The organism is Aeromonas sp. PI_26, from assembly GCF_027854445.1.
GTDB lineage: Bacteria > Pseudomonadota > Gammaproteobacteria > Enterobacterales > Aeromonadaceae > Aeromonas > Aeromonas veronii.
Genome location: NZ_JAJNOE010000028.1, coordinates 1 through 18,420, shown reverse-complemented (window position 1 = coordinate 18,420; position 18,420 = coordinate 1). Strand labels below are relative to the sequence as shown.

The window sequence follows — 18,420 nt, the reverse complement described above, 5'->3', positions numbered from 1 at the left end:
CGGTCACAGGCTCATGATCTTCTTGAACTCCTCCGGCGAATACTTCTTCTCGCTGCGCTTGGTGAGATCCATCATCAGCTTGTAGCGCAGCGTTTTGGCCATCTGATAGGTCTGCTCCAACTGGCCATAGGAGTAGTCGGCAGCCAGCCCGATGGCGGTAGCCTTGTCGCTGGCGTAGGCCTGCTTCAGGCTCTGGTCGAGCACGGCGACCTCCTTGTAAAGCTTGCTGCTCTCCTTGCTCCAGACGCCGCGCAGTAGCGGCAGGTATTTGTCCGGATCGGCGCTGGCCAGCGCGGTCAGGCTGCGGAACTGCCAGTAGGCGGAATCATCGGAGTAGCTGTCGCTGCCGGTGCGATAGGGCTGGGGATAGTTTTCCAGGGTGTTGTAGAGTGGCACCATCACAGATTCGGCCAGCACGCCGTAACTCTGCCAGATGAGCCCCTGCAGCTCTTTGGGCATCTCCTTGCGCAGCTGGATGACGTGGGATTCGAGCTGGCGATCGACGCGGATCGGCCGCTCCGCCTTGCCCGCCAGCGGCGTACCGTCATAGGTGGCGCTCAGCACCTTGGCCACGTCCGGCACGGCGATGGGGGCATCCGGCTTCATAAACAGTGGATATTGCGCCTGCCGGGTCGCCTGTTTGTGGGAGGCCGTCAGCATGTTCTGGCCGAGCCACTCCCGATCCACGTTGTAGGGGTCGGCAATCACTCCGAATGCCTTGGCGAAGTTGAAATCTTTCGGGTCGGCGTTATCCAGCAGTTTGTGCTCGCGCACGAACTCCAGCAGCTTGGGCGAGTGCAGCACATCGGCGCTGTCGAGATTGACGCCGTGGATGCGCAGGCCGTTGGCCACCATGGCGTAGCTGTCGTCCGGCACCCGCACCGCGATCCAGTGGTGGCCGGAGCCGATCTCCATCAGCCAGGCTTCGTTCACATCTGCCAGATAGAGGCTGTTGCCCTCACCGGCGCCATATTGCTCCACATAGCGGCCGAGCAGCTCGACCCCCTCTTTGGCCGTCTTGGCCTGCGGCAGGATCAGGGTCGGGATGATGGCTTCAATCACTCCCTTCTCGATCAGCGGATCGGCTTTCTGGGCCTTGTCGTTGACCTCGGCACTGGTGGTGGCCGAGATGGCGACGTTGAACTCGTTGATGCCGCGCTCTTCATAATATTTGCCTGCCGGGTCGCTGGTGGTGGCATCCCAGTCGTGGATGGCGGAGTAGGCGGAAAATGCCTTGGGCATCGGCACTTCCAGCCCGTTGCCCAGTTTCCAGAGTTTGCCCTCGTTCTGCTGCGCGGGCCGGAAGGCGAGGTACTTGTTCCAGTTGTTGACGCCAAAATCCTCGTTTCTGGCGATCATCACGCTGCCGTCGGCGCTGGCCCCCTTGCCGACGATGAGGCCGGTACAGGCGTCGGCACTGGTGCCAAGCAGGGTGAGCAGGGTGGCGGAGAGAAGACTCAAGGTGTGTTTTTTCATAGGTGTACCCGAAGGGTTGCGGTGAGTGAGAGTCAGACGAGGGGATGAGGTGTGGGGAGGCTGCAACTCCGAACTGGCAGCGGAGTGAGCACGACAGATTGGTCTGCCTGTTATTGGTTTTTCGAACAGATCATCCATGACACGGCTGGCTGGTTGTGATGTGCGCCAAAATTGTATTCCCAAGTGGTTGTTTATTTTGTGATCGAGCTGCGGTTCCTGACTTTTCTCTGGCATCGTGGCGCATGGACGGCAAAATGTGCCAAAACAGCGTGAGCTGGCAGCAGATGAGTCATGATTCTGACGCCAGTTTGCGTGGGAGACGTGGTGAGATCCGCCATATCTCTGGATCTCGCACTATCTGACAAGTTGGCCTGTAACTTGCTGGTTTAATTAATAATAGTGGGGCATGACGCCCCATGTGACCGGATCAGCCTGTGCCCATTGCCGCAGATGCGCACTGAATTGGAGCCCCCATGGATATCAAACCCTACAGCCAGCAGCTTGCCCAGAGCGCCTCCAACAACCGCGCCCTCGCCACCCTCAACAGTGCCAGTAGCGGCGGTCAGGGCGGTGGCTGGGAGGAGATGGTCAGCCTCTCCACCCAGCGCATGACCGGCCAAGCCCAGCAGGTGCTGACCTACGAACATCTGGCCAAGAACAACAAGCTGCCGCCGGCGCTGGATATGAGCTCCGACAAGGGGGGCGTGGTGCAGCAGCTGGTGGACAAGGCGCTTGGTTTCGATCGCAAGAAGTTCAACGAGATCGAAGAGAAGCTCAAGACCATCGCCGATAACAAGAAGCTGACGCCGGAAGAGCGGGCGGAGCAGAGCAAGCCGCTCAACGAACAGCGAGAGGCGATGCTCAAGGAGGCGATGGATCGCCTGACCGGCAAGAAGAGCTCATCCAAAGATGAGGCCAAAACTGCCTGATCCTGCCGCTGTTCTGAGATCTACCCGGTCGGCACCGATGGGCCAGTGTCGACCGCCGATGGGCAAGCTTCTGCCACCTCTTTTGACCTCACCTCCCCACAGGCGCACAATGTCCGCGCATTGAGCCAGTCGAGGAGTCCGCCGTGTACAACTTCCAATATGCCAATCCGACCCGTATCTGTTTCGGCGAGGGGCAGATCGCCAGCCTGCCCGAACTGATCCCGCCCGGCAGCCGGCTGCTGGTGCTCTACGGCGGTGGCAGCATCAAGCAGAACGGGGTGTATGAGCAGCTGACCCAGGCGCTGGAAGGGGTGACGTGGCAGGAGTTTTCCGGCATCGGCGCCAACCCCAGATACGAGCTGTTGATGGAGGCGGTGGAGCAGGTGAAGCGCGAGCGCATCGACTTCTTGCTAGCCGTCGGCGGCGGCTCGGTAGTGGATGGCACCAAGTTTGTTGCGGCGGCCGCCTGCTACGAGGGGGATGATCCCTGGGATATCTGCGGTAAACAGGCGAGTGTGCACAAGGCGCTGCCGATGGGCTGCGTGCTGACCCTGCCAGCCACCGGCTCCGAGAGCAATCCCACCTCGGTGGTGAGCCGGGGGGATGTGAAGGTCTCCTTCAGAAGCCCGCTGGTGCAGCCGCAATTTGCGGTGCTCGACCCGACCACCACCTACAGCCTGCCGCCGCGCCAGACCGGCAATGGCGTGGTGGACGCCTTCGTCCATATTGCCGAGCAGTACCTCACCTTTCCGGTGGGAGGCGAGGTACAGGATCGGCTGGCGGAAGGTTTGCTGCAGGTGCTGGTGGAGAACGGCCCCAGGGCGCTGGTGGAGCCGACCAACTATCAGGTGCGGGCCAATCTGATGTGGGCCGCCAGTCTGGCGCTCAACGGCCTTATCGGTTGCGGGGTGCCACAGGATTGGGCCTCTCACGCCATCGGCCATCAGTTGACGGCGATCTACGGGCTTGATCACGGCCAGAGCTTGGCGGTGGTGCTCCCCTCACTGCTGCGTGAGCGGGCGAGCCAGAAGCAGGACAAGCTGGCTCAGTTTGCCGAACGGGTGTGGCATTCGACCCGCGAGGACAAGGCCCTGCGCATCGAAGAGGCGATCATCCGCACCGAGCAGTTCTTCCAGAAGATGGGATTGGGTACCCGGCTGGCCGACTATGGCCTCAGCGAAAGCTGCATTCCGGCGGTCTGCTCCAACCTCAAGCGGGTGGGGCGCACCGCGCTCGGTGAGCAGCAGGATATCGACCCGGATCGGGTGGCACGCATTCTCGCCCGGGCGCTATAAGTCGGCGCCGGTTTGTTTCCCTAGCTGATGATTTTCCCAATTAAAGGGGGCCGCTTGTTGCGGCCCTCTTGCATCACGGGTTAGCCGATCACTCGGTGCGCGCCTTGAGATAACCGGCGTAATCCGGGATCTGTACGCTGAACGCCTGCCGCATATGGGGGCTGTCCATGATGAAATCGGCGGTCGCCTCGTTGGTGGCGACCGGGATGTTCCAGACTGCCGCGAGGCGCAGCAGCGCCTTCACGTCCGGATCGTGCGGCACCGCATTGAGGGGATCCCAGAAGAAGATCAGCACATCGATCTTCCCTTCGGCGATCAGGGCGCCGAGCTGCTGGTCGCCCCCCATGGGGCCGGAGAAGAGGCAGGTGATGGGCAGTTGCGCCTTCTTGCCGAGCATGGTGCCGGTGGTGCCGGTCGCATAGAGATGGTGGAGCTTGAGCTCCTCCTTGCGGCGCATCACCCAGTTCAGCAGAGGGGTCTTCATGTTGTCGTGAGCCACCAGTGCCACCCGTTTGTGGGGCGCCATCTCGCGTGCAATCTGTTCCATGGAAATCGTCCGTAGCATTGTTATTGGAAGAGAGCCGTATCCTAATCGAAAGCGGCGCCCGTTGCCTTGCCGGGCGCCGTAACTGTGATCACTTCGACTGTTCAATCCACTGCTTGTTCTTCTGCTCCAGCACCGAGATGGGCAACATGCCGTATTCCAGCACATGGTGGTGGAACTCCTTGAGGTCAAAGCCTCCGCCCAGTGCCTGCTCTGCCGACTCCCGCATCCGGATTAGCGCCAGCTGGCCTGCCTTGTAGGAGGTCGCCTGACCGGTGTAGGCCATGTAGCGCGGCACCTCGGAGCTGATGTCCCCCGCCCCCAGCGCCGAGTTCTCCTTCATGTAGTTGACAGCCTGATCGTGGCTCCAGCCATACCAGTGGATACCGGTATCCACTACCAGCCTCATCGCCCTGAGCATCTCCTCGTTGAGGCGACCGAAGTATTGCAACTGGTTGTTGAAGGCGGATGATCCCTCGACCTTCACGTCTCCCACCGCCGGATCATAGAGGCCCCGTCCCTGATAGAGCCCCATGTCGTGATCCGCCAGGTATTCGGTGTAGAGCGCCCAGCCCTCCGCATAGGCGGTGTAGGAGGCGTTAGCCACGTACTGCGGGAAGTCGGGGTCCTTGGCGGCCAGCTCCTGGGCGATGGTGATCTGGAAGTGGTGACCCGGCGCCGCCTCGTGGGCCAGCAGGGTGCTGATGTTCCAGCTCTGCAGACCATAGGGGTAGTATGTGTTGAGGAAGAACTGCCCCTTGCGGCCGGTCTGCGGGTTGCCGTCCTGATACCAGGCCACCCCGCCGTATGGCGCATCTTCATAGGAGACGGGCACCACCTCGTAATCCAGTTTGGGAATGGTACGTTCGGCATCGAAGAAGTCTGGCAGCACCAGTGCTGCTTTGCTCTTGAAGACGTTGTACTCCTGCAGTGCCCGCTCGTGTTCGGCCAGCGCCTGCTGCTGTGGCCCGCTCAACGTCGCCTCGGCTGCATTGTCTGGGTTGAGGCCGGCGGACCAGACCTCTAGCGGGTTCTGATAGAAGAAGGCCGGCTCGTTCAGATAGCGGAAGAAGGCGTAGATCTGGCCGCTCTGCTTGCTCTGGCTCACGTCGTCGCTGTCACACTTGCCGACGGAATGGCATACCTTGACCATTGCAGCGAAGATCCGCTCTACCTCGCTCAATCCCAGCTCATGTACCTGCTCGGGTGTCATATTGGTGGTGGTGTGCTTCTTCAGCAGCCAGCGATACCAGTCTCGCCCGTTGGTCATGCCACAGAAACCGTCGTCACACTCGCCACTACCCAAGCGCACTGCATAGGCGCCGCCATGCTGGTAATCCAGATAGTCGCGCAGCGCCAGATAACGGCTGTTGATGCTGTCCAACACGGCTTTGTAGTCTGCTCGCAGTGTGGCATCTGCATCCCCCGGCAACTGCTGCCAGCCGAGGTAGGAGCTGGCGATCGCCTCCCCATCCAGCTTGCTGTTGAGCTGGGCCAGCAGCCGGTCTACCAGCTCATCAGGCAAGGTGTTGCCCTGAACACTGGCCAGCTCGAACTGGTGTTTTACCTCGGCAAGATAGACATCATAGGCCTTGAGCCAGGTGAGGTGTTCCTGATACCAGGCCAGCTGGGTCATTGTTGTCTTTGCTCGAGTTGCCATTGCAAGTGCCGGAGTTGTGTCTGTGCGGTCGAGATCCCGTCGCCATGCGCCATCACCCGGCGTGACCCTGTCGGCCGAGCTGTGCTCGAAATAGTCGAAGTCACCGCTGACGGTGCGAGCCGCTTTGCCGCTGGCAGGGGCTGCTCCGACGTCATCTGCCAGATCCACCACGCGGTTGCGGAAGTGATGGATCGGGATCTGGGATTGGGGTAAATCGTATCCTTCAAGATTGATCTGCAAGTCCCAGCGGATCATGTCGTAGAACAGCCGATCCCGCTCACTTAGCACTGTAGGATCCAGAGCATTCAGTCGTTGGAGCAGTGAACTGTCGAGTGCTTTGCGCTTGGCGATGCTGGTGGCATCGATGGCAAAACCGTAGGGGTCGAGCGACTGGCTTTCGCGCAGGGCTTCATCCATGGTCTGCATCAGGGATGCTTTGGTGGCTGCAGGATCTGCCGGTACGTTCGAGCTGTTGTCATTGCAGGCGGCAAGAGACAGGGCAATGGCGCAGGCTAGCGCGAGCTTGTTGGGTAGGAAGTGCATGATGTAGTCCTTTCACATGTTGTTATTGTATGTCCCTGTGAGGGGCCTCAATAGTGCAACTCCCAAGCGTCTGTTTTTGCGATCTGAATAGCAAAAATACGCTTATTTTTCATGCTGATAAGTGGTGTGAAAAGCTATGCAGCCAGACATTAAAAAACCCGCCTGAGCGGGTTTTTTAATCGTTTTTTCATGCCATAACTATTCAGGATGAACCGTGGTGCAGTTGCGAATGCTGGTAGTTCTCCAGCCCGATGCGATCGATAAGGTCTAGCTGGGTCTCCAGCCAGTCCACATGCTCCTCCTCATCCTCCAGGATCTCCTGGAACAGGTCGCGGCTGATGTAGTCTTGCACCGACTCGGCATAGGCGATGGCTACCTTGAGGTCTGGGATGGCATCCATCTCCAGAGACAGGTCGCAGCGCAGCATCTCTTCGACGGTCTCGCCGATACGCAGCTTGCCCAGATCCTGCAAATTGGGCAGCCCTTCGAGAAACAGCACGCGCTTGACCAGCTCGTCGGCGTGTTTCATCTCATCAATGGACTCGTGATACTCCTTGTGCCCTAGCGCCTTGAGGCCCCAGTCATCGTAGATGCGGGCGTGCAGGAAGTATTGGTTGATGGCAATCAGCTCATTGGCCAGCACCTTGTTGAGGTGGGCAATGATCTTGGGATCTCCTTTCATCGACAGTGCTCCTTGGTTCGTGCCTGAGGCTCCGATCGTTAGAGCTTAGTCCAGAAAAGTGACAACAAGAGGTCTGGCGAGCCAGCTCGCCTGAGAAAAGGGGTGACCCTGTTGGCGGGTCGCATCAGAAAAGAGGTATCCGGATCAGGCCACTTCGTAGTAGAGCACGGGTTGCTCCTGCTCCATCTTGTCGAGCTCGGCGGCGATGATCTCCATGGTCATGCGCACGCATTTTCCACACTGGGCGCCCACCTCGAGCGACTGCTTGAGCTGGCGGAATTCGCTTTTACCTGACTGAACCGCTTTGCGGATCTGGGTATCTGTGATGCCGCGGCACAAACAGACGTACATGATGGTCACCTCTTGTGGAATGAGATGAAATCTAAATGATAATGGTTCGTAGTGCAAATAACCATTGGTAATAAGATCCCCTGCTTGCCACTGTGCAACCCCTTGGGGACAATGCTGGCAACCAGAGGAGATCACCATGCTCAAGAAACTGTTCAGCGCCCTGTTCGGGGGCGAGCCGACCAAGGCGCCGGAAGTCACTCCCACCGAATATGCCGGCTATCTCATCTATCCGGAGCCCATGGCAGAAGGTGGCCAGTATCGGCTGGCGGGCCGCATCACCAAGGAGCTGGACGGCGTGCTGCAAACCCACCGTTTCATCCGCTCCGATCTGTTTGCCAATCCGGCCGATGCCGAGCGTTTCATGGTGCAGAAGGCCCACACCTTTATCGATCAGATGGGAGATCGCATGTTCGAGCCCCGCAAATCGGCTGACAGCCAAGCTTCATGACACTGCAAGAGGTCACCCTGCTGCGCGAGGCGCTGGCCCGCGCCGGTGAGCGGCGCCTGATCTGGCTGGAGGGGGAGGAGGCCGAGTGCATTGCCCGCGCCCAATCCCTGCTCGGCGAGACCGTCTTTTGGCTGGGTGCCGGGCCCGAGAGTTATGCCCCGCAACCCGCCGCCAAGGCGCTACAGCGGCTCGGTCAGGAGTGCGACACGCTGGTGTTCAACGCCTTCAGCGGCTTTCATCCCGACGCCTTCGGGGCGCTGGCGGGCACTCTATGCGCCGGTGGCTTGCTGTTGCTGCTGACGCCGCCCAGAGTAGAGTGGCCTTTATGGCCGGATCCTGACCGGATCCGGCTGGTGGCCCAGCCGGAGGAGGCGGGCCGGGCCGGCCACGGCTTTATCGCCCGGCTGGTACGGTTGCTGGAAGGTGATCCTGCCCTCTCTCTGGATCCGCCGGTTTGCTCGCAGCCGTGGCAACCGATTGGGCCGGAGCGCAGGCTGAGCAGCGATCAGACACGGGCACTGCCCGCTATACACAAGGTGTTGCACGGCCATCGTCGTCGGCCGCTGGTGCTGAGCGCCGATCGTGGCCGTGGCAAGAGTGCGCTGCTGGGCCTGGCTGCCGCCGAGCTGCTGCGCCAGCAACCCTCGCTGAACATAGTGGTGACGGCCCCCTCGCAGGCAACGGTGGCGACCCTGTTTGCCCACGCCGCTTGCGGGCTAGAGACCACGCCGGACCAACTGGCCGGGCTGAGCTACTGTTCGCCGGATCGGCTGGTGCACGAGGCGATGAATCCCGATCTGCTGCTGGTGGATGAAGCGGCCGCCATTCCGACCCCGTTGCTCGAGGCCATGCTGGCCCGCCACAGCCGCATCGTGTTTGCCACCACCGAGCATGGTTACGAGGGGACGGGGCGCGGTTTTCACCTGCGCTTCAAGCGGGTGCTTGATAGCCAGACCCCGGATTGGCAGGAGATCCACCTAGGTGAACCCATTCGCTGGAGTGAGCGCGATCCGCTGGAGCCGCTGATTTTCCGCCTGCTCGGCCTCAATGCCGAAGTGGCGGCGCCTATGTCGCCGACCAACCCGAGCTGGCGTCTGGTCAGTCAGGAGGCGCTGGAGAGCGACGAGTCGTTGCTCAACCAGCTGTTCGGCTTGCTGGTGCTGGCTCACTACCAGACTACGCCGAGCGATCTCAGATCCCTGCTGGAGAGCCCGGATCTCGATATCCATCTGCTGGAGCAGGACGAGAGCCTGCTGGGGGTGTCCTTGGTGGCGCGGGAAGGGGAGATAGAGCCCGAACTGGCCGAGGAGATCTGGGCCGGTCGCCGCCGTCCGCGCGGCCATCTGCTGCCCCAGTCGCTGCTGGCCCACGCTGGTTTTAAAACGGCGGGGGGGCGCAGCTACGCCCGGGTGATGCGTATCGCCATCCACCCCGAGCTGCACCGGCACGGACTGGGTTCGCTGCTGCTTGGCAAGCTTGAGGAGCACTATCGTCAGATTGGCATCGACTACCTCGGCTCGGCCTTTTCGGCCAGCGCCGACCTGCTCCCTTTCTGGCGCAAGGCAGGGCTGGAGGTGCTGCGCATCGGCCTGCAACGGGATGCCGCCAGCGGCTGCCACGCAGCCCTGCTGCTAAAGGGGCTGAAACCCGAGCATGAGCCCGAGCTGGATCAGTGGCAGCAGCGTTTCATTCGCCAGCTGCCGACCTTGCTGGCGGGTGAACTGAAAGGATTGGATCCCGAGTTGGTATGGCAATGTTTGCAAGGCAGCACCGTCACCGCGGCTGAGCTTGGCGAGTTCGAGCGTGATGAGGTTGAGTGCTTTGCCCTGCATCACAAGCCGTTTGAACTGAGCCAGTCGAGCCTGCAGTTGTGGCTGGCGCGCAATCTGGATGTGCTGGCTTCGCTGACTCCTGACGAGCGTTATCTGCTGATCGCTACCATCTGGCAATATGCCGATTGGGGAATGCTGGCCGCGAGGTTGCAACTGGCGGGCAAGCCCGCCGTGATCAAGAGGTTGCGGGCGCTGCTGGCGCGTCTCTTGAGTTCCCCTACCACTCGATAGGTTTGCCCTGCCAGTCGAGAAAGCTTAGTTCACCATCCGGTTGCAGCCGGTTCATCAACTGCACAAGATGCTCGGCTACCAGCTCGGGACTCTGCACATTTCCCGCCGGTACATTGGCGTGAAACGGGCGGGATAGTTGGGTATCCACTGTGCCGGGATGGAAGGCCAGCAATTTGACGCCGGGGGCCCGCCGGGCCAGCTCGATGGCGGCACACTTGAGCAGCATGTTGAGGGCTGCTTTGGATGCGCGATAGCCATACCAGCCGCCTGCTCGGTTGTCGCCAATGCTGCCGACCCGAGCGCTGAGAACGGCCAAGGTGCAAGGCTCGCGGCCAAACAGCGGTAACAACTGGCTGATCCAGCGCAGCGGCAGCAAGGCATTGGTCTGGTAGAAGCGGGTCATGGCATCGAGATTGATTGCTTCTAGTCGCTTCTCTGGCTGGATCTCCCCCTGATGCAGGATGCCATTGCAGATCACCACCCTGTGCGGTCTCGGCACCACTTCCGCGATGCGCGCCACCACTTCTGTCATCTGCTCATCGCTGTAATCACAACATAGCCAGTGCAGACCCGGTGATGAGAGGCCAGCAGGTGCGGGCTGACGGCTGATGGCAATCACTGGCCCGACCCCCGCCGCCAACCAGTGTGTCACCAGAGCCACCCCGATACCGCCAGAAGCGCCAATCACGACTATGCCTTCACTCATCTCAGGCTCCTTGTGAGTACATGATGGATTTCTCCATCTGCCAATGTTGTCCTGATTGGCAGATACGATCGTGCCAGCCTGCGGGATCAAGCGGTTAAGGCTGCAATCTTGCCGAGATCCGAGCCACTGGGTGAATTCCATTCCTATACTGAGGGAAAACCGCAGCGGTCTGCTGCCCGCGCAACCAGAATGAGAGTCACCATGATGTCCAAAGATGGGGAAGAGCGTAAATCTATCCTGACCGAAAGTGGCACCAACGAGCTTGAGATCATCGAGTTTCACCTCAAGAAGCAGCTACCGGACGGCCGTGAAAAAACCGCTTATTACGGGATCAACGTCGCCAAGGTGCGCGAGGTGATCCGGGTGCCGGAAACCACAGATTACCCCAATGCCCAGCGCCATATGGTGGGGGTCTTCTCCCTGCGGGATCGGCTGATCCCGCTGGTGGATCTGGCGGGCTGGCTCGGCATCAAGACCAACCCTGACCCCAGCCACAAGGTGGTGATCGTCACCGACTTCAACAAGATGGCCAACGGTTTTCTGATCGACAGTGTCAGCAGGATCCACCGGGTCTCCTGGGAGGATGTGGAGTCCCCCAGCCAGTTTCTGGAGGCGGGGGAGAACGACTGCGTGGTGGCCGTGGTCAGGCGCGATGGCAACCTCATCATGATCCTCGATTTCGAGAAGATCATCGCCGACATCAACCCCGAGCTCAGCATGGAGAAGTACGACGTCACCCAAGATCGCAAGGTGCTCATTGACGATCGCATGATGGCGCTGCGCCAGGGCAAAACCATTCTGGTGGTGGACGACTCGGCCTTTATCCGCAAGATGATCGAGACCACCCTGCGCACCGCCGGTTACAACGTGATCACGGCCAAGGACGGGGGAGAGGGGCTGGAGATGATGACGGATTTCGATCGTCTGGCCCAGGAGGAGAGAATGCCGGTGACCGGCTTCGTCAATGCGGTGATCACCGATGTGGAGATGCCGCGCATGGATGGCATGCACCTGCTCAAGCGGCTGCGGGACACCCCCTCCTACAAGGAGATGCCCATCGTGATGTTCTCCTCCCTGATGAGCGATGATAACCGCCAGAAAGCACTGCAACTGGGGGCCAACGATACCATCACCAAGCCCGAGATAGGGCGCATGGTGGGGATGATGGATCATATGCTTCTGGGGATTGCCCCACCCTCGCCCGCCAACAACATCTGACCTGCCATTAACTTGCCATTGGCCGGTCGAATTCACTGACCAGTGCCTCAAGCGGCCACTCCTTGCCAAGGGGTGGCCGCGCTGTTTTGGCTGTTTGCTGCGATTCCAGACGCCCCTTGTCTCCCGGATACGATTTATGTAATGATAATTATTATCATTTGTTGGTGTGAAGCATATGACAGCAACCTGGGTGAAGGGGTGGGTCGAGTCGACCGAAGGTGGCAGCAGCATGAGTCACTGGAAACAGCAGACCCGAGAGGGCAACCGGCTGTTTGACTGCGGCGAGTATCATCAGGCGCTGGCCCATTATCAGCAGGCGCTCTGGCTGGCTCGTCAGCAATTGGTGCAGTGGCATGACGCCGATGAGGCGGTGGCTGCGCTGGTTGTGGCTCACCACAATCTGGCGGATCTGCTGGTGGCCATGACTCTGCCCGATCGCGCCGCCGACCTGCTCTGCTATGTGCACGACTGCCTGCTGGCGACCTGTCACTCCCCCGCTTGCTCCTCTCGCCTGCGAGAAGCCGCGTTGCGCCATACCCGTACAACCCGTGCCGAGTTGCTGACGTTCGTACAGCGCCACGGCAGCCACGCCGGGATCATGCGTTCGCTCGGTCACTGCCTGTGTCAGAGCGAGCCCCCATCCCGGCTCCATTAATCCGAACAGAGGTCATCATGAGCCATACCCTGCCAGCCCTGAACTATGCCTACGGCGCACTGGAACCCCATATCGATGCACTGACCATGGAGATCCACCATAGCCGTCATCACCAGACCTATATCAACAACCTCAACGCCGCGCTGGAAGGGGTGCCAGAGCTGGCCGCAATGCCGGTTGAGGATCTGCTGCGCCGCTTCGACACCCTGCCAACCGCCCTGCAGGGGGCGGTCCGCAACCATGGTGGCGGCCATGCCAACCACTCCCTGTTCTGGCTGGTGATGAGCCCGCAGGGGGGCGGTGAGCCGGGTGGTGAGCTGGCTCTGGCCATCGAGCGGGAATTGGGGGGATTCGATGCCTTCAAGCAGGCCTTCACTCAGGCGGCCCTGAGCCGCTTTGGTAGCGGCTGGGCCTGGCTGGTGGTGGACAAGGCTGGCAGATTGCAGGTGGAGAGCAGTGCCAACCAGGATAGTCCCCTGATGCATGGCCATACCCCGATCCTGGGGCTGGATGTGTGGGAGCACGCCTACTATCTCAAGTACCAGAACAAGCGTCCTGACTATATCGCAGCCTTCTATCAGGTGGTGGATTGGGCCGAAGTGGCCCGCCGCTATCAGGCGGTGCGAGGCTGACTTGGTCGCTGGGAATTGGTTTGCAGTACAGCCGCCACAACCCGCGCTGTAATAACAAGACCCGCCAGTTGGCGGGTCGTCTGTTTATGGTGTGGCAGTGCTGACGCTGGCGGCTGAAGGGGTCATCGGCAATGTGGGCAAGGCAGCGCTGGGCATCTCGGCGGTGGTTTGTGCCGCGGGTTTGGCGGGAGTGACTGGCTCAGTCGTTGCCGCAGCGGATAAAGCTAGCGTGACTTGTTCAGTCGCGGCCGAGGCAGATGGAGTAGCCGACTCGGTGGCAACCGCGGCAGAAGCTGCCGCTGGCTTGGCCTCATCCACCGCCGGTTTGGGTTGTTTTAGGCAGGGTTGCAGGCTGCCGATGGTGCTCAGTGACTGGCAAGGCACAGGCAGACCGATGGGGACCGGTGCCCCGAGGAACTTGGGCCCCTTGTCCAGTACATAGAGGTCGAGCAGCCCCATCAGGCGGGCAAAGACTTCCCGCACCCGGGTGCGGATCCCCTGATAGGCGCTGGGATCCTCGGCATTGAAGCCGACCGCATCGATACCGAAATGGCGGGCGATGAAAATGGCCCGCTCGTTATGAAAGCCCTGGGAGACAACGGTAAAGCGCTCCTGGCCGAACACCTCTTTGGCGCGAACCACTGAGTCGAGGGTGCGGAATCCGGCGAAATCCATATAGATGGCGGAGGCGGGGATGCCCGCCTTGATCAGGGCGCGGCGCATCTGGCGCGGCTCGTTATACTGCACGGTGGCGTTGTCACCGGAGACGATGATGAAGTCCACCTTGGCATTGTTGTAGAGCTCGGCCGCCGCCTTGATGCGGTATTTGAAGTAGTGGTTGGGGCCGCCACCGGAGAGATATTTGGAGGTACCCAGCACCACCGCAACCCGGTTGTAGGGCACCTTGTCCACCCGATCGTAGGTGTAGTGACGGGCATCCGAGACGATCCACTCGCTGTAGCCCAGCAGCATGGCAATCAGGGCCAGCAGCAAAACGAGGCAGGCGAGGAGGATCTTGGCAAACTTCTTCATGCGCGGTGCGGTCAGGGTCTGAAGTTGGGAGTGGCTATCGGCATTCTATTACAACTCGGCCGCTGGCGTCAGGCTTGATAACGGGCGGGCACCTCATTCGGGCAGAGGTTGTCGCAGCAGAGGCCGGGAGAGCGGGAGGATAAAGCGAGGGGCTGCGGCGGCAGCCCCTCGGTTAGGTGAAGGTCTATCAGTGGGCGGAGTCGTTACCCTTGCAGGCGTCTGACTCCTTGTTGGCTTGCCACCAGGGCAGCAGATCCCGGGCGAGCCACGCCTGATAGGCGTCGCTGTCGTTGGCGATCAGCCGGTCCAGCTCCCCTTCGAAGTCGCTCATCGCCTGCTGTCGATCCGGATTGCGCAGCGCCTGTGCCAGCGCCAGCCAGCTGGCGCCGCGACCGGTATCGTTGAGGAAACGGTGCACGGTATAGGACCAGGAGTAGACCATCTCGCCACCCTGGTCGTAGTCAAGGTGGAGGATCGCCGCCAGTGTCGGGCGCTGGTTGGCGGGGCGGTTTGCCACGTTATCCAGACCCCGGGCAAAGCACTGGCCGTGGGCGATGTACTCTGCAATCCCCTCGGCCCACCAGGTGGTGCGGTTGAGCGGATAGTGGCCGAAACTGCCGTACTGGTTGAAGCGCCCATCCAGATAGTGAACGTACTCGTGGCGCAGGTTCCACACCTGGAAGGCAGGGCGTTTCCACTCCGCCTCATAGGCGAAGAAGCGGGCCTGATTGCCGGGGCGAGCCGGATCCCCCTCGATATAGATGCCGCCATTGTCGGTGGAGACACCAAACAGCGCGCTGCCGTAGCGGCCCCAGTCGGCGGAGGAGTTGAAGATCACCAGCTCCAGCGCCTCGTTGTGATCATCGGCCACCGGTTGCCAGCCTGTCTCCATCTGCTGGTGGAAGCGCTGCTCCTCGTCACCCAGCTCGCGGCAGATCCCTTCGGCCTGAGCCTGGGTCAGATCCTGGGCGCGCAGACGCAGGGTGGGCGAGCAGGTGTGCTCGAACGGCAGAATATCTTCCATGCGGATCGGTGTGCAAAGCCCGGCAAACTCGCCGCTGACACAAGCCTCGCTGGTGCGATCCGTGTAGGTGAGGTAGTAGCTGGAGAGGGTCAGGGATACCTCTTCCAACATGGCAGCCGGATGCTGTCCGCCCGGGATCAGCCCCTGCTGGCGCATGATGGCGATGACATCGCGATCCAGTTGTTGGCGGTAGGCGATCGCCTTATCCGGGCTGGTGTGATGGAGGTAGCGCATCATCTGGTAGAGACGGCTATGGGCATCGAGGATGTTGTTGAAGATAAACAGATCCCGTGAGCCATCGCGCTGTTTCCAGAGGGCCAGCTCGCTCAGGCCCAGTTGCAGCAGGCTCTGGCGCAATGCCGCCTCCTGTTGCAGCACAGCTGCGCTGAAGTCTGCCTGCTGACCGTAAGAGGCGCTCTGATCGACCAGATTGAGCAGCTCGAACAGGCCATCGGCCCAGGGTTTGTGGCCATTGATCTGTGCCGCATGTTGCACCGCATAGCCGAGCGCCTGGTTGAGCTGGGCCAGCATGGGGGCGGCACTCTGGCGGAAGGCGGCTTGCCCAAGTTGTCCTTGCGCCGCTACGCTCCAGGCTTCCAGCACTGTGCCAGCCTGATCCTGTGGTTCGGCACCCAGCAACAGGGGGTGGTTGAGCAGATCAATCATTACCCCGGCCAGAGCCCGGGCGGCCTGATCACTCTCTTTGCCAACGCCGCCGTGGTAGTTGTGGGCGCGCACATAGTAGAGCAGCTTGTCCATTGCCGGATGGGTCGGCTGGTTGGCCGCCAGCAGGGCACGCATGCCGCGAACCACCGCCATCAGCTTGGCGTCATCGTGGCCGTAATCCGCCTGCCAGGCAGGGCTGTTCTGGCCGCTCACGTCGGCCACCAGTTTGGCGGCATCGCTGTCGAGCAGATCCACATCGGGCTGCTCTGGCTCGGAGCAGAGACGACCGTTGGCGCGGCGGCACTCCAGCTGCTCCTCCTTGCTGGCCAGCACGATGGGGCGATTGAGCACCCGACTCTCCTGCCACTCTTTGCTCTCTGGCAGGGGCTGCCACTCGCCGCCGGCGACCGGGTATTGGTAGCCGCTATCTTGCAACGTTACCTGAACCTCGCTGCCAGCGGGGATCACCTGACGACAGATGCGATAGCGGATGGTGTTGCTCCCCTCCTTGCGCTCCTGCGGCTCATCACACTCCTGCTGAGGCGTGAGCTGATCCAGCTGCCACTGATAACGACGCCAGACATGGAGCTCGCTGACCTGAGCGGCTGCCTGACTGCCTGCCACCGGTTGCAGACGGAAAAAGATCTGCTCCAACCGGCCATCCCGCTCGCTCGGGGTCTCTTCAAGTACCTGCAACTGCTGCCAATCCTGCGGCTGATAGTGCCACTCCGACTCGGTGCAGCGGCCTTGTGCGTTGAGTTCGAAGCGATCCAGCTCCCTTTCGCTCTGACCCAGGATGATGGCTTGTGGCAGTGGCAGGCGATCCTGCCGTTGGGCGGTCGGCGTGCCCGCCAGTTGCTCCCAGCGACCCTGCTTGAGGCCATAACCAAAGTCATAACTGCTGGCCGGGATCAGCTTGCCCGCCGGAATCCGATCTTCACAGCGCACGAAGCGGATCTGCCAGCCCGCATCTACCTTGAGCTGCGGCTCGCCACACTGTTGCTCGGCCAGTGCGGCGAGAGCGCTGCTCTGCCAGTCGAAGCGACGGTAGACCCTGAGCTGCTGATAGGGGGCGTTGCTGCTGCGCGCCTTGAGCTCGTAGGTGATCTCGGTGATGCGAGCGGCCAGTTGCCGGCTCGATTCGCCAGTCAGCTGATACTGTCGCCAGTCATTGGGGGAGTAGTTGGCTTGCGCCGAGGATGTAGCCAAAAGCAGGGGGCCTGCCAGCAGCAGCCACCCGGTACCTGAACGGTTCATTTTTATCCCTTTGTTGTTGTTTGTGTATTGTCTTGCGAGTAATCGCAAGGCAATTTACAGGGACTCAAAAGAATATCAATGATTTTTTAAATGACATATAAATCAATGGCATAGTGTTGATTTATATGCTTGCTGTTTTTGAACTCCTACTGCCGTAGTGAGGGCTCACATGCGACTTTATTGAAGAAGTTGTTAGTTGTGTAAAGTGAGAGTCAGATCTCCTTTAATCAACACGAGACATGTAGCAAATGACCAGGAAAAGCGAGATTTTCCTATGGCTTAAGCCACATTATCTGGGCACATGATGGCTTGTGACTCAATCAGCAAAGCCAGCTATTTGTTCGTGAGGAGGTGGGATGAAAAGATATTGGCCGCCTGTATGGGTAGCACAGGCGACCTGATAAGAGTTGCTTTCAACACCACCTGCTCATCTGTTTCGCGCCAATTTCAGCGTCACTACAGATGAGTCATCAGAGATAGCTGACAGTCACGATCGCCATGTTGTTGGCATTGGTCACTTTGTAGCTGATAGTGCTGCTAATTGAGCTGATTTGACCGGCTTGCTGCAAGTGAGCCAAAGGCATGGTTTGCTTGTTCATGCCTGAATAGCAGGTCACGCTGCTGTCAGAAAAATCACATGGAGATTCGTAGATAGTGCCAGTAAACGTCACTGAGCCATCAGCTGCAGAAGCAGTGGATGGCATCAAGGCGGAACCAAGCAGCAAGGAAGTGAATACAGAGAGAACAGTCTTGCGAACTAAACGGTAGGCGGTGTGTTGAGCTTTCATATATATGTCCTTTTCGTCACAGGTGTTGTACGAAAAGGGCAACGCAATCAAAGAGTAATGCCATAAATCGGCAATAACATCACTCTTCTCAGATGGCAGCTCCGCTGTCTTAGGTATCAAAACCCTTAGACCGGTGGCTTTGCGTCCCGACCTTTCGATCGGTTTGCCCTTTACTCTATGTCTAGATGATAACACTCCACTTTGAGAAATCAATCGGCTTAAAAATCATGAGAGATGGATCACAGTTAGTCTGCATAATTAATAACGTATATTTATTTTTTTATCTCAAATCTTGCCTGTGAATATTGCGGACAAGCATCTATATTAGCGCGCCATATCTATGATTAATATGCAATGTAGTAGATGTATATTTATGTAAGGGCTGCCAATAATTTGATTACCTGATTACCTGATTACCTGATTACCTGATTACCTGATTACCTGATTACCT

The 18,420-nt window shown here is 59.8% G+C and carries 16 protein-coding genes and 1 riboswitch; of the genes, 7 read left to right on the top strand and 9 right to left on the bottom strand.

Features of this window, described 5'->3' with window-relative positions:
- Positions 1 to 3: 3 nt before the first annotated feature.
- Positions 4 to 1,476: a C69 family dipeptidase gene (locus LRL22_RS19995; RefSeq protein ID WP_270906209.1), complete on the bottom strand. Its 1,473-nt coding sequence runs from the start codon at positions 1,474 to 1,476 to the stop codon at positions 4 to 6.
- Positions 1,477 to 1,949: 473 nt separating this feature from the next.
- Here LRL22_RS19995 and LRL22_RS19990 point away from each other — a divergent pair, with 473 nt between their 5' ends.
- Together LRL22_RS19990 and LRL22_RS19985 are read left to right on the top strand one after the other, a co-directional pair.
- The gene (locus LRL22_RS19990; RefSeq protein WP_019446593.1) at positions 1,950 to 2,405 is read left to right on the top strand and encodes a hypothetical protein; all 456 of its coding nucleotides are present in this window, start codon (positions 1,950 to 1,952) and stop codon (positions 2,403 to 2,405) included.
- A 143-nt stretch (positions 2,406 to 2,548) separates the two neighbouring features.
- Positions 2,549 to 3,700 (top strand): iron-containing alcohol dehydrogenase, encoded by a 1,152-nt coding sequence (locus tag LRL22_RS19985; protein ID WP_270906208.1) that lies wholly within the window; start codon positions 2,549 to 2,551, stop codon positions 3,698 to 3,700.
- A gap of 88 nt (positions 3,701 to 3,788) precedes the next feature.
- Here LRL22_RS19985 and LRL22_RS19980 read toward each other — a convergent pair whose 3' ends face one another.
- The 4 genes from LRL22_RS19980 to LRL22_RS19965 form a co-directional block, all read right to left on the bottom strand.
- Positions 3,789 to 4,247: a methylglyoxal synthase gene (locus tag LRL22_RS19980; RefSeq protein WP_005363178.1), complete on the bottom strand. Its 459-nt coding sequence runs from the start codon at positions 4,245 to 4,247 to the stop codon at positions 3,789 to 3,791.
- Between the two features lie 88 nt (positions 4,248 to 4,335).
- Positions 4,336 to 6,447, bottom strand: coding sequence for a DUF885 domain-containing protein (locus LRL22_RS19975; protein ID WP_270906207.1), 2,112 nt, complete (start codon positions 6,445 to 6,447; stop codon positions 4,336 to 4,338).
- 202 nt (positions 6,448 to 6,649) lie between these two features.
- The gene (bfr, locus tag LRL22_RS19970; RefSeq protein WP_270906206.1) at positions 6,650 to 7,129 is read right to left on the bottom strand and encodes a bacterioferritin; all 480 of its coding nucleotides are present in this window, start codon (positions 7,127 to 7,129) and stop codon (positions 6,650 to 6,652) included.
- A gap of 144 nt (positions 7,130 to 7,273) precedes the next feature.
- Complete coding sequence (locus tag LRL22_RS19965) at positions 7,274 to 7,480, bottom strand: bacterioferritin-associated ferredoxin (protein ID WP_005335965.1); 207 nt, start codon at positions 7,478 to 7,480, stop codon at positions 7,274 to 7,276.
- Between the two features lie 136 nt (positions 7,481 to 7,616).
- Between LRL22_RS19965 and LRL22_RS19960 the strand changes: the two genes are divergently transcribed.
- Together LRL22_RS19960 and LRL22_RS19955 are read left to right on the top strand one after the other, a co-directional pair.
- On the top strand, positions 7,617 to 7,928 hold the full coding sequence (locus tag LRL22_RS19960; protein WP_042081878.1) for an HlyU family transcriptional regulator: 312 nt from the start codon (positions 7,617 to 7,619) through the stop codon (positions 7,926 to 7,928).
- Entirely contained in the window at positions 7,925 to 9,991 is a 2,067-nt protein-coding gene (locus LRL22_RS19955; protein WP_270906205.1) for a tRNA(Met) cytidine acetyltransferase TmcA, read from the top strand. The genes LRL22_RS19960 and LRL22_RS19955 overlap by 4 nt, the downstream gene beginning before the upstream one ends.
- Here LRL22_RS19955 and LRL22_RS19950 read toward each other — a convergent pair.
- Positions 9,978 to 10,697 (bottom strand): SDR family NAD(P)-dependent oxidoreductase, encoded by a 720-nt coding sequence (locus tag LRL22_RS19950; protein WP_270906204.1) that lies wholly within the window; start codon positions 10,695 to 10,697, stop codon positions 9,978 to 9,980. The genes LRL22_RS19955 and LRL22_RS19950 overlap by 14 nt on opposite strands.
- Positions 10,698 to 10,898: 201 nt before the next feature.
- Between LRL22_RS19950 and LRL22_RS19945 the strand changes: the two genes are divergently transcribed.
- From LRL22_RS19945 to LRL22_RS19935, 3 genes are all read left to right on the top strand, one after another.
- Positions 10,899 to 11,915, top strand: a complete 1,017-nt coding sequence (locus tag LRL22_RS19945) for a chemotaxis protein (protein WP_005335957.1) — start codon at positions 10,899 to 10,901, stop codon at positions 11,913 to 11,915.
- A gap of 175 nt (positions 11,916 to 12,090) precedes the next feature.
- Positions 12,091 to 12,570: a tetratricopeptide repeat protein gene (locus LRL22_RS19940; protein WP_216952817.1), complete on the top strand. Its 480-nt coding sequence runs from the start codon at positions 12,091 to 12,093 to the stop codon at positions 12,568 to 12,570.
- Positions 12,571 to 12,587: 17 nt separating this feature from the next.
- On the top strand, positions 12,588 to 13,202 hold the full coding sequence (locus LRL22_RS19935; RefSeq protein ID WP_219265062.1) for a superoxide dismutase: 615 nt from the start codon (positions 12,588 to 12,590) through the stop codon (positions 13,200 to 13,202).
- Positions 13,203 to 13,286: 84 nt separating this feature from the next.
- Here LRL22_RS19935 and LRL22_RS19930 read toward each other — a convergent pair whose 3' ends face one another.
- The 3 genes from LRL22_RS19930 to LRL22_RS19920 all read right to left on the bottom strand — a co-directional run bounded on the left by LRL22_RS19930 (position 13,287) and on the right by LRL22_RS19920 (position 17,969).
- Complete coding sequence (locus tag LRL22_RS19930; RefSeq protein ID WP_270906203.1) at positions 13,287 to 14,234, bottom strand: SanA/YdcF family protein; 948 nt, start codon at positions 14,232 to 14,234, stop codon at positions 13,287 to 13,289.
- 187 nt (positions 14,235 to 14,421) lie between these two features.
- Complete coding sequence (locus LRL22_RS19925; RefSeq protein ID WP_270906202.1) at positions 14,422 to 17,181, bottom strand: collagenase; 2,760 nt, start codon at positions 17,179 to 17,181, stop codon at positions 14,422 to 14,424.
- Between the two features lie 470 nt (positions 17,182 to 17,651).
- On the bottom strand, positions 17,652 to 17,969 hold the full coding sequence (locus tag LRL22_RS19920; RefSeq protein ID WP_158113604.1) for a fimbrial protein: 318 nt from the start codon (positions 17,967 to 17,969) through the stop codon (positions 17,652 to 17,654).
- A 91-nt stretch (positions 17,970 to 18,060) separates the two neighbouring features.
- Positions 18,061 to 18,147: riboswitch (cyclic di-GMP riboswitch) on the bottom strand.
- Between the last annotated feature and the right edge of the window lie 273 nt (positions 18,148 to 18,420).

Excerpts from the sequence above, each read along its gene's own strand:
- LRL22_RS19950 (WP_270906204.1), bottom strand. The coding sequence starts at position 10,697 with ATGAGTGAAGGCATAGTCGTGATTGGCGCTTCTGGCGGTATCGGGGTG.
- bfr (WP_270906206.1), bottom strand. The coding sequence starts at position 7,129 with ATGAAAGGAGATCCCAAGATCATTGCCCACCTCAACAAGGTGCTGGCC.
- LRL22_RS19960 (WP_042081878.1), top strand. The coding sequence starts at position 7,617 with ATGCTCAAGAAACTGTTCAGCGCCCTGTTCGGGGGCGAGCCGACCAAG.
- LRL22_RS19980 (WP_005363178.1), bottom strand. The coding sequence starts at position 4,247 with ATGGAACAGATTGCACGCGAGATGGCGCCCCACAAACGGGTGGCACTG.
- LRL22_RS19925 (WP_270906202.1), bottom strand. The coding sequence starts at position 17,181 with ATGAACCGTTCAGGTACCGGGTGGCTGCTGCTGGCAGGCCCCCTGCTT.
- LRL22_RS19930 (WP_270906203.1), bottom strand. The coding sequence starts at position 14,234 with ATGAAGAAGTTTGCCAAGATCCTCCTCGCCTGCCTCGTTTTGCTGCTG.
- LRL22_RS19935 (WP_219265062.1), top strand. The coding sequence starts at position 12,588 with ATGAGCCATACCCTGCCAGCCCTGAACTATGCCTACGGCGCACTGGAA.
- LRL22_RS19965 (WP_005335965.1), bottom strand. The coding sequence starts at position 7,480 with ATGTACGTCTGTTTGTGCCGCGGCATCACAGATACCCAGATCCGCAAA.
- LRL22_RS19955 (WP_270906205.1), top strand. The coding sequence starts at position 7,925 with ATGACACTGCAAGAGGTCACCCTGCTGCGCGAGGCGCTGGCCCGCGCC.
- LRL22_RS19920 (WP_158113604.1), bottom strand. The coding sequence starts at position 17,969 with ATGAAAGCTCAACACACCGCCTACCGTTTAGTTCGCAAGACTGTTCTC.
- LRL22_RS19995 (WP_270906209.1), bottom strand. The coding sequence starts at position 1,476 with ATGAAAAAACACACCTTGAGTCTTCTCTCCGCCACCCTGCTCACCCTG.
- LRL22_RS19945 (WP_005335957.1), top strand. The coding sequence starts at position 10,899 with ATGATGTCCAAAGATGGGGAAGAGCGTAAATCTATCCTGACCGAAAGT.
- LRL22_RS19975 (WP_270906207.1), bottom strand. The coding sequence starts at position 6,447 with ATGCACTTCCTACCCAACAAGCTCGCGCTAGCCTGCGCCATTGCCCTG.
- LRL22_RS19940 (WP_216952817.1), top strand. The coding sequence starts at position 12,091 with ATGACAGCAACCTGGGTGAAGGGGTGGGTCGAGTCGACCGAAGGTGGC.
- LRL22_RS19990 (WP_019446593.1), top strand. The coding sequence starts at position 1,950 with ATGGATATCAAACCCTACAGCCAGCAGCTTGCCCAGAGCGCCTCCAAC.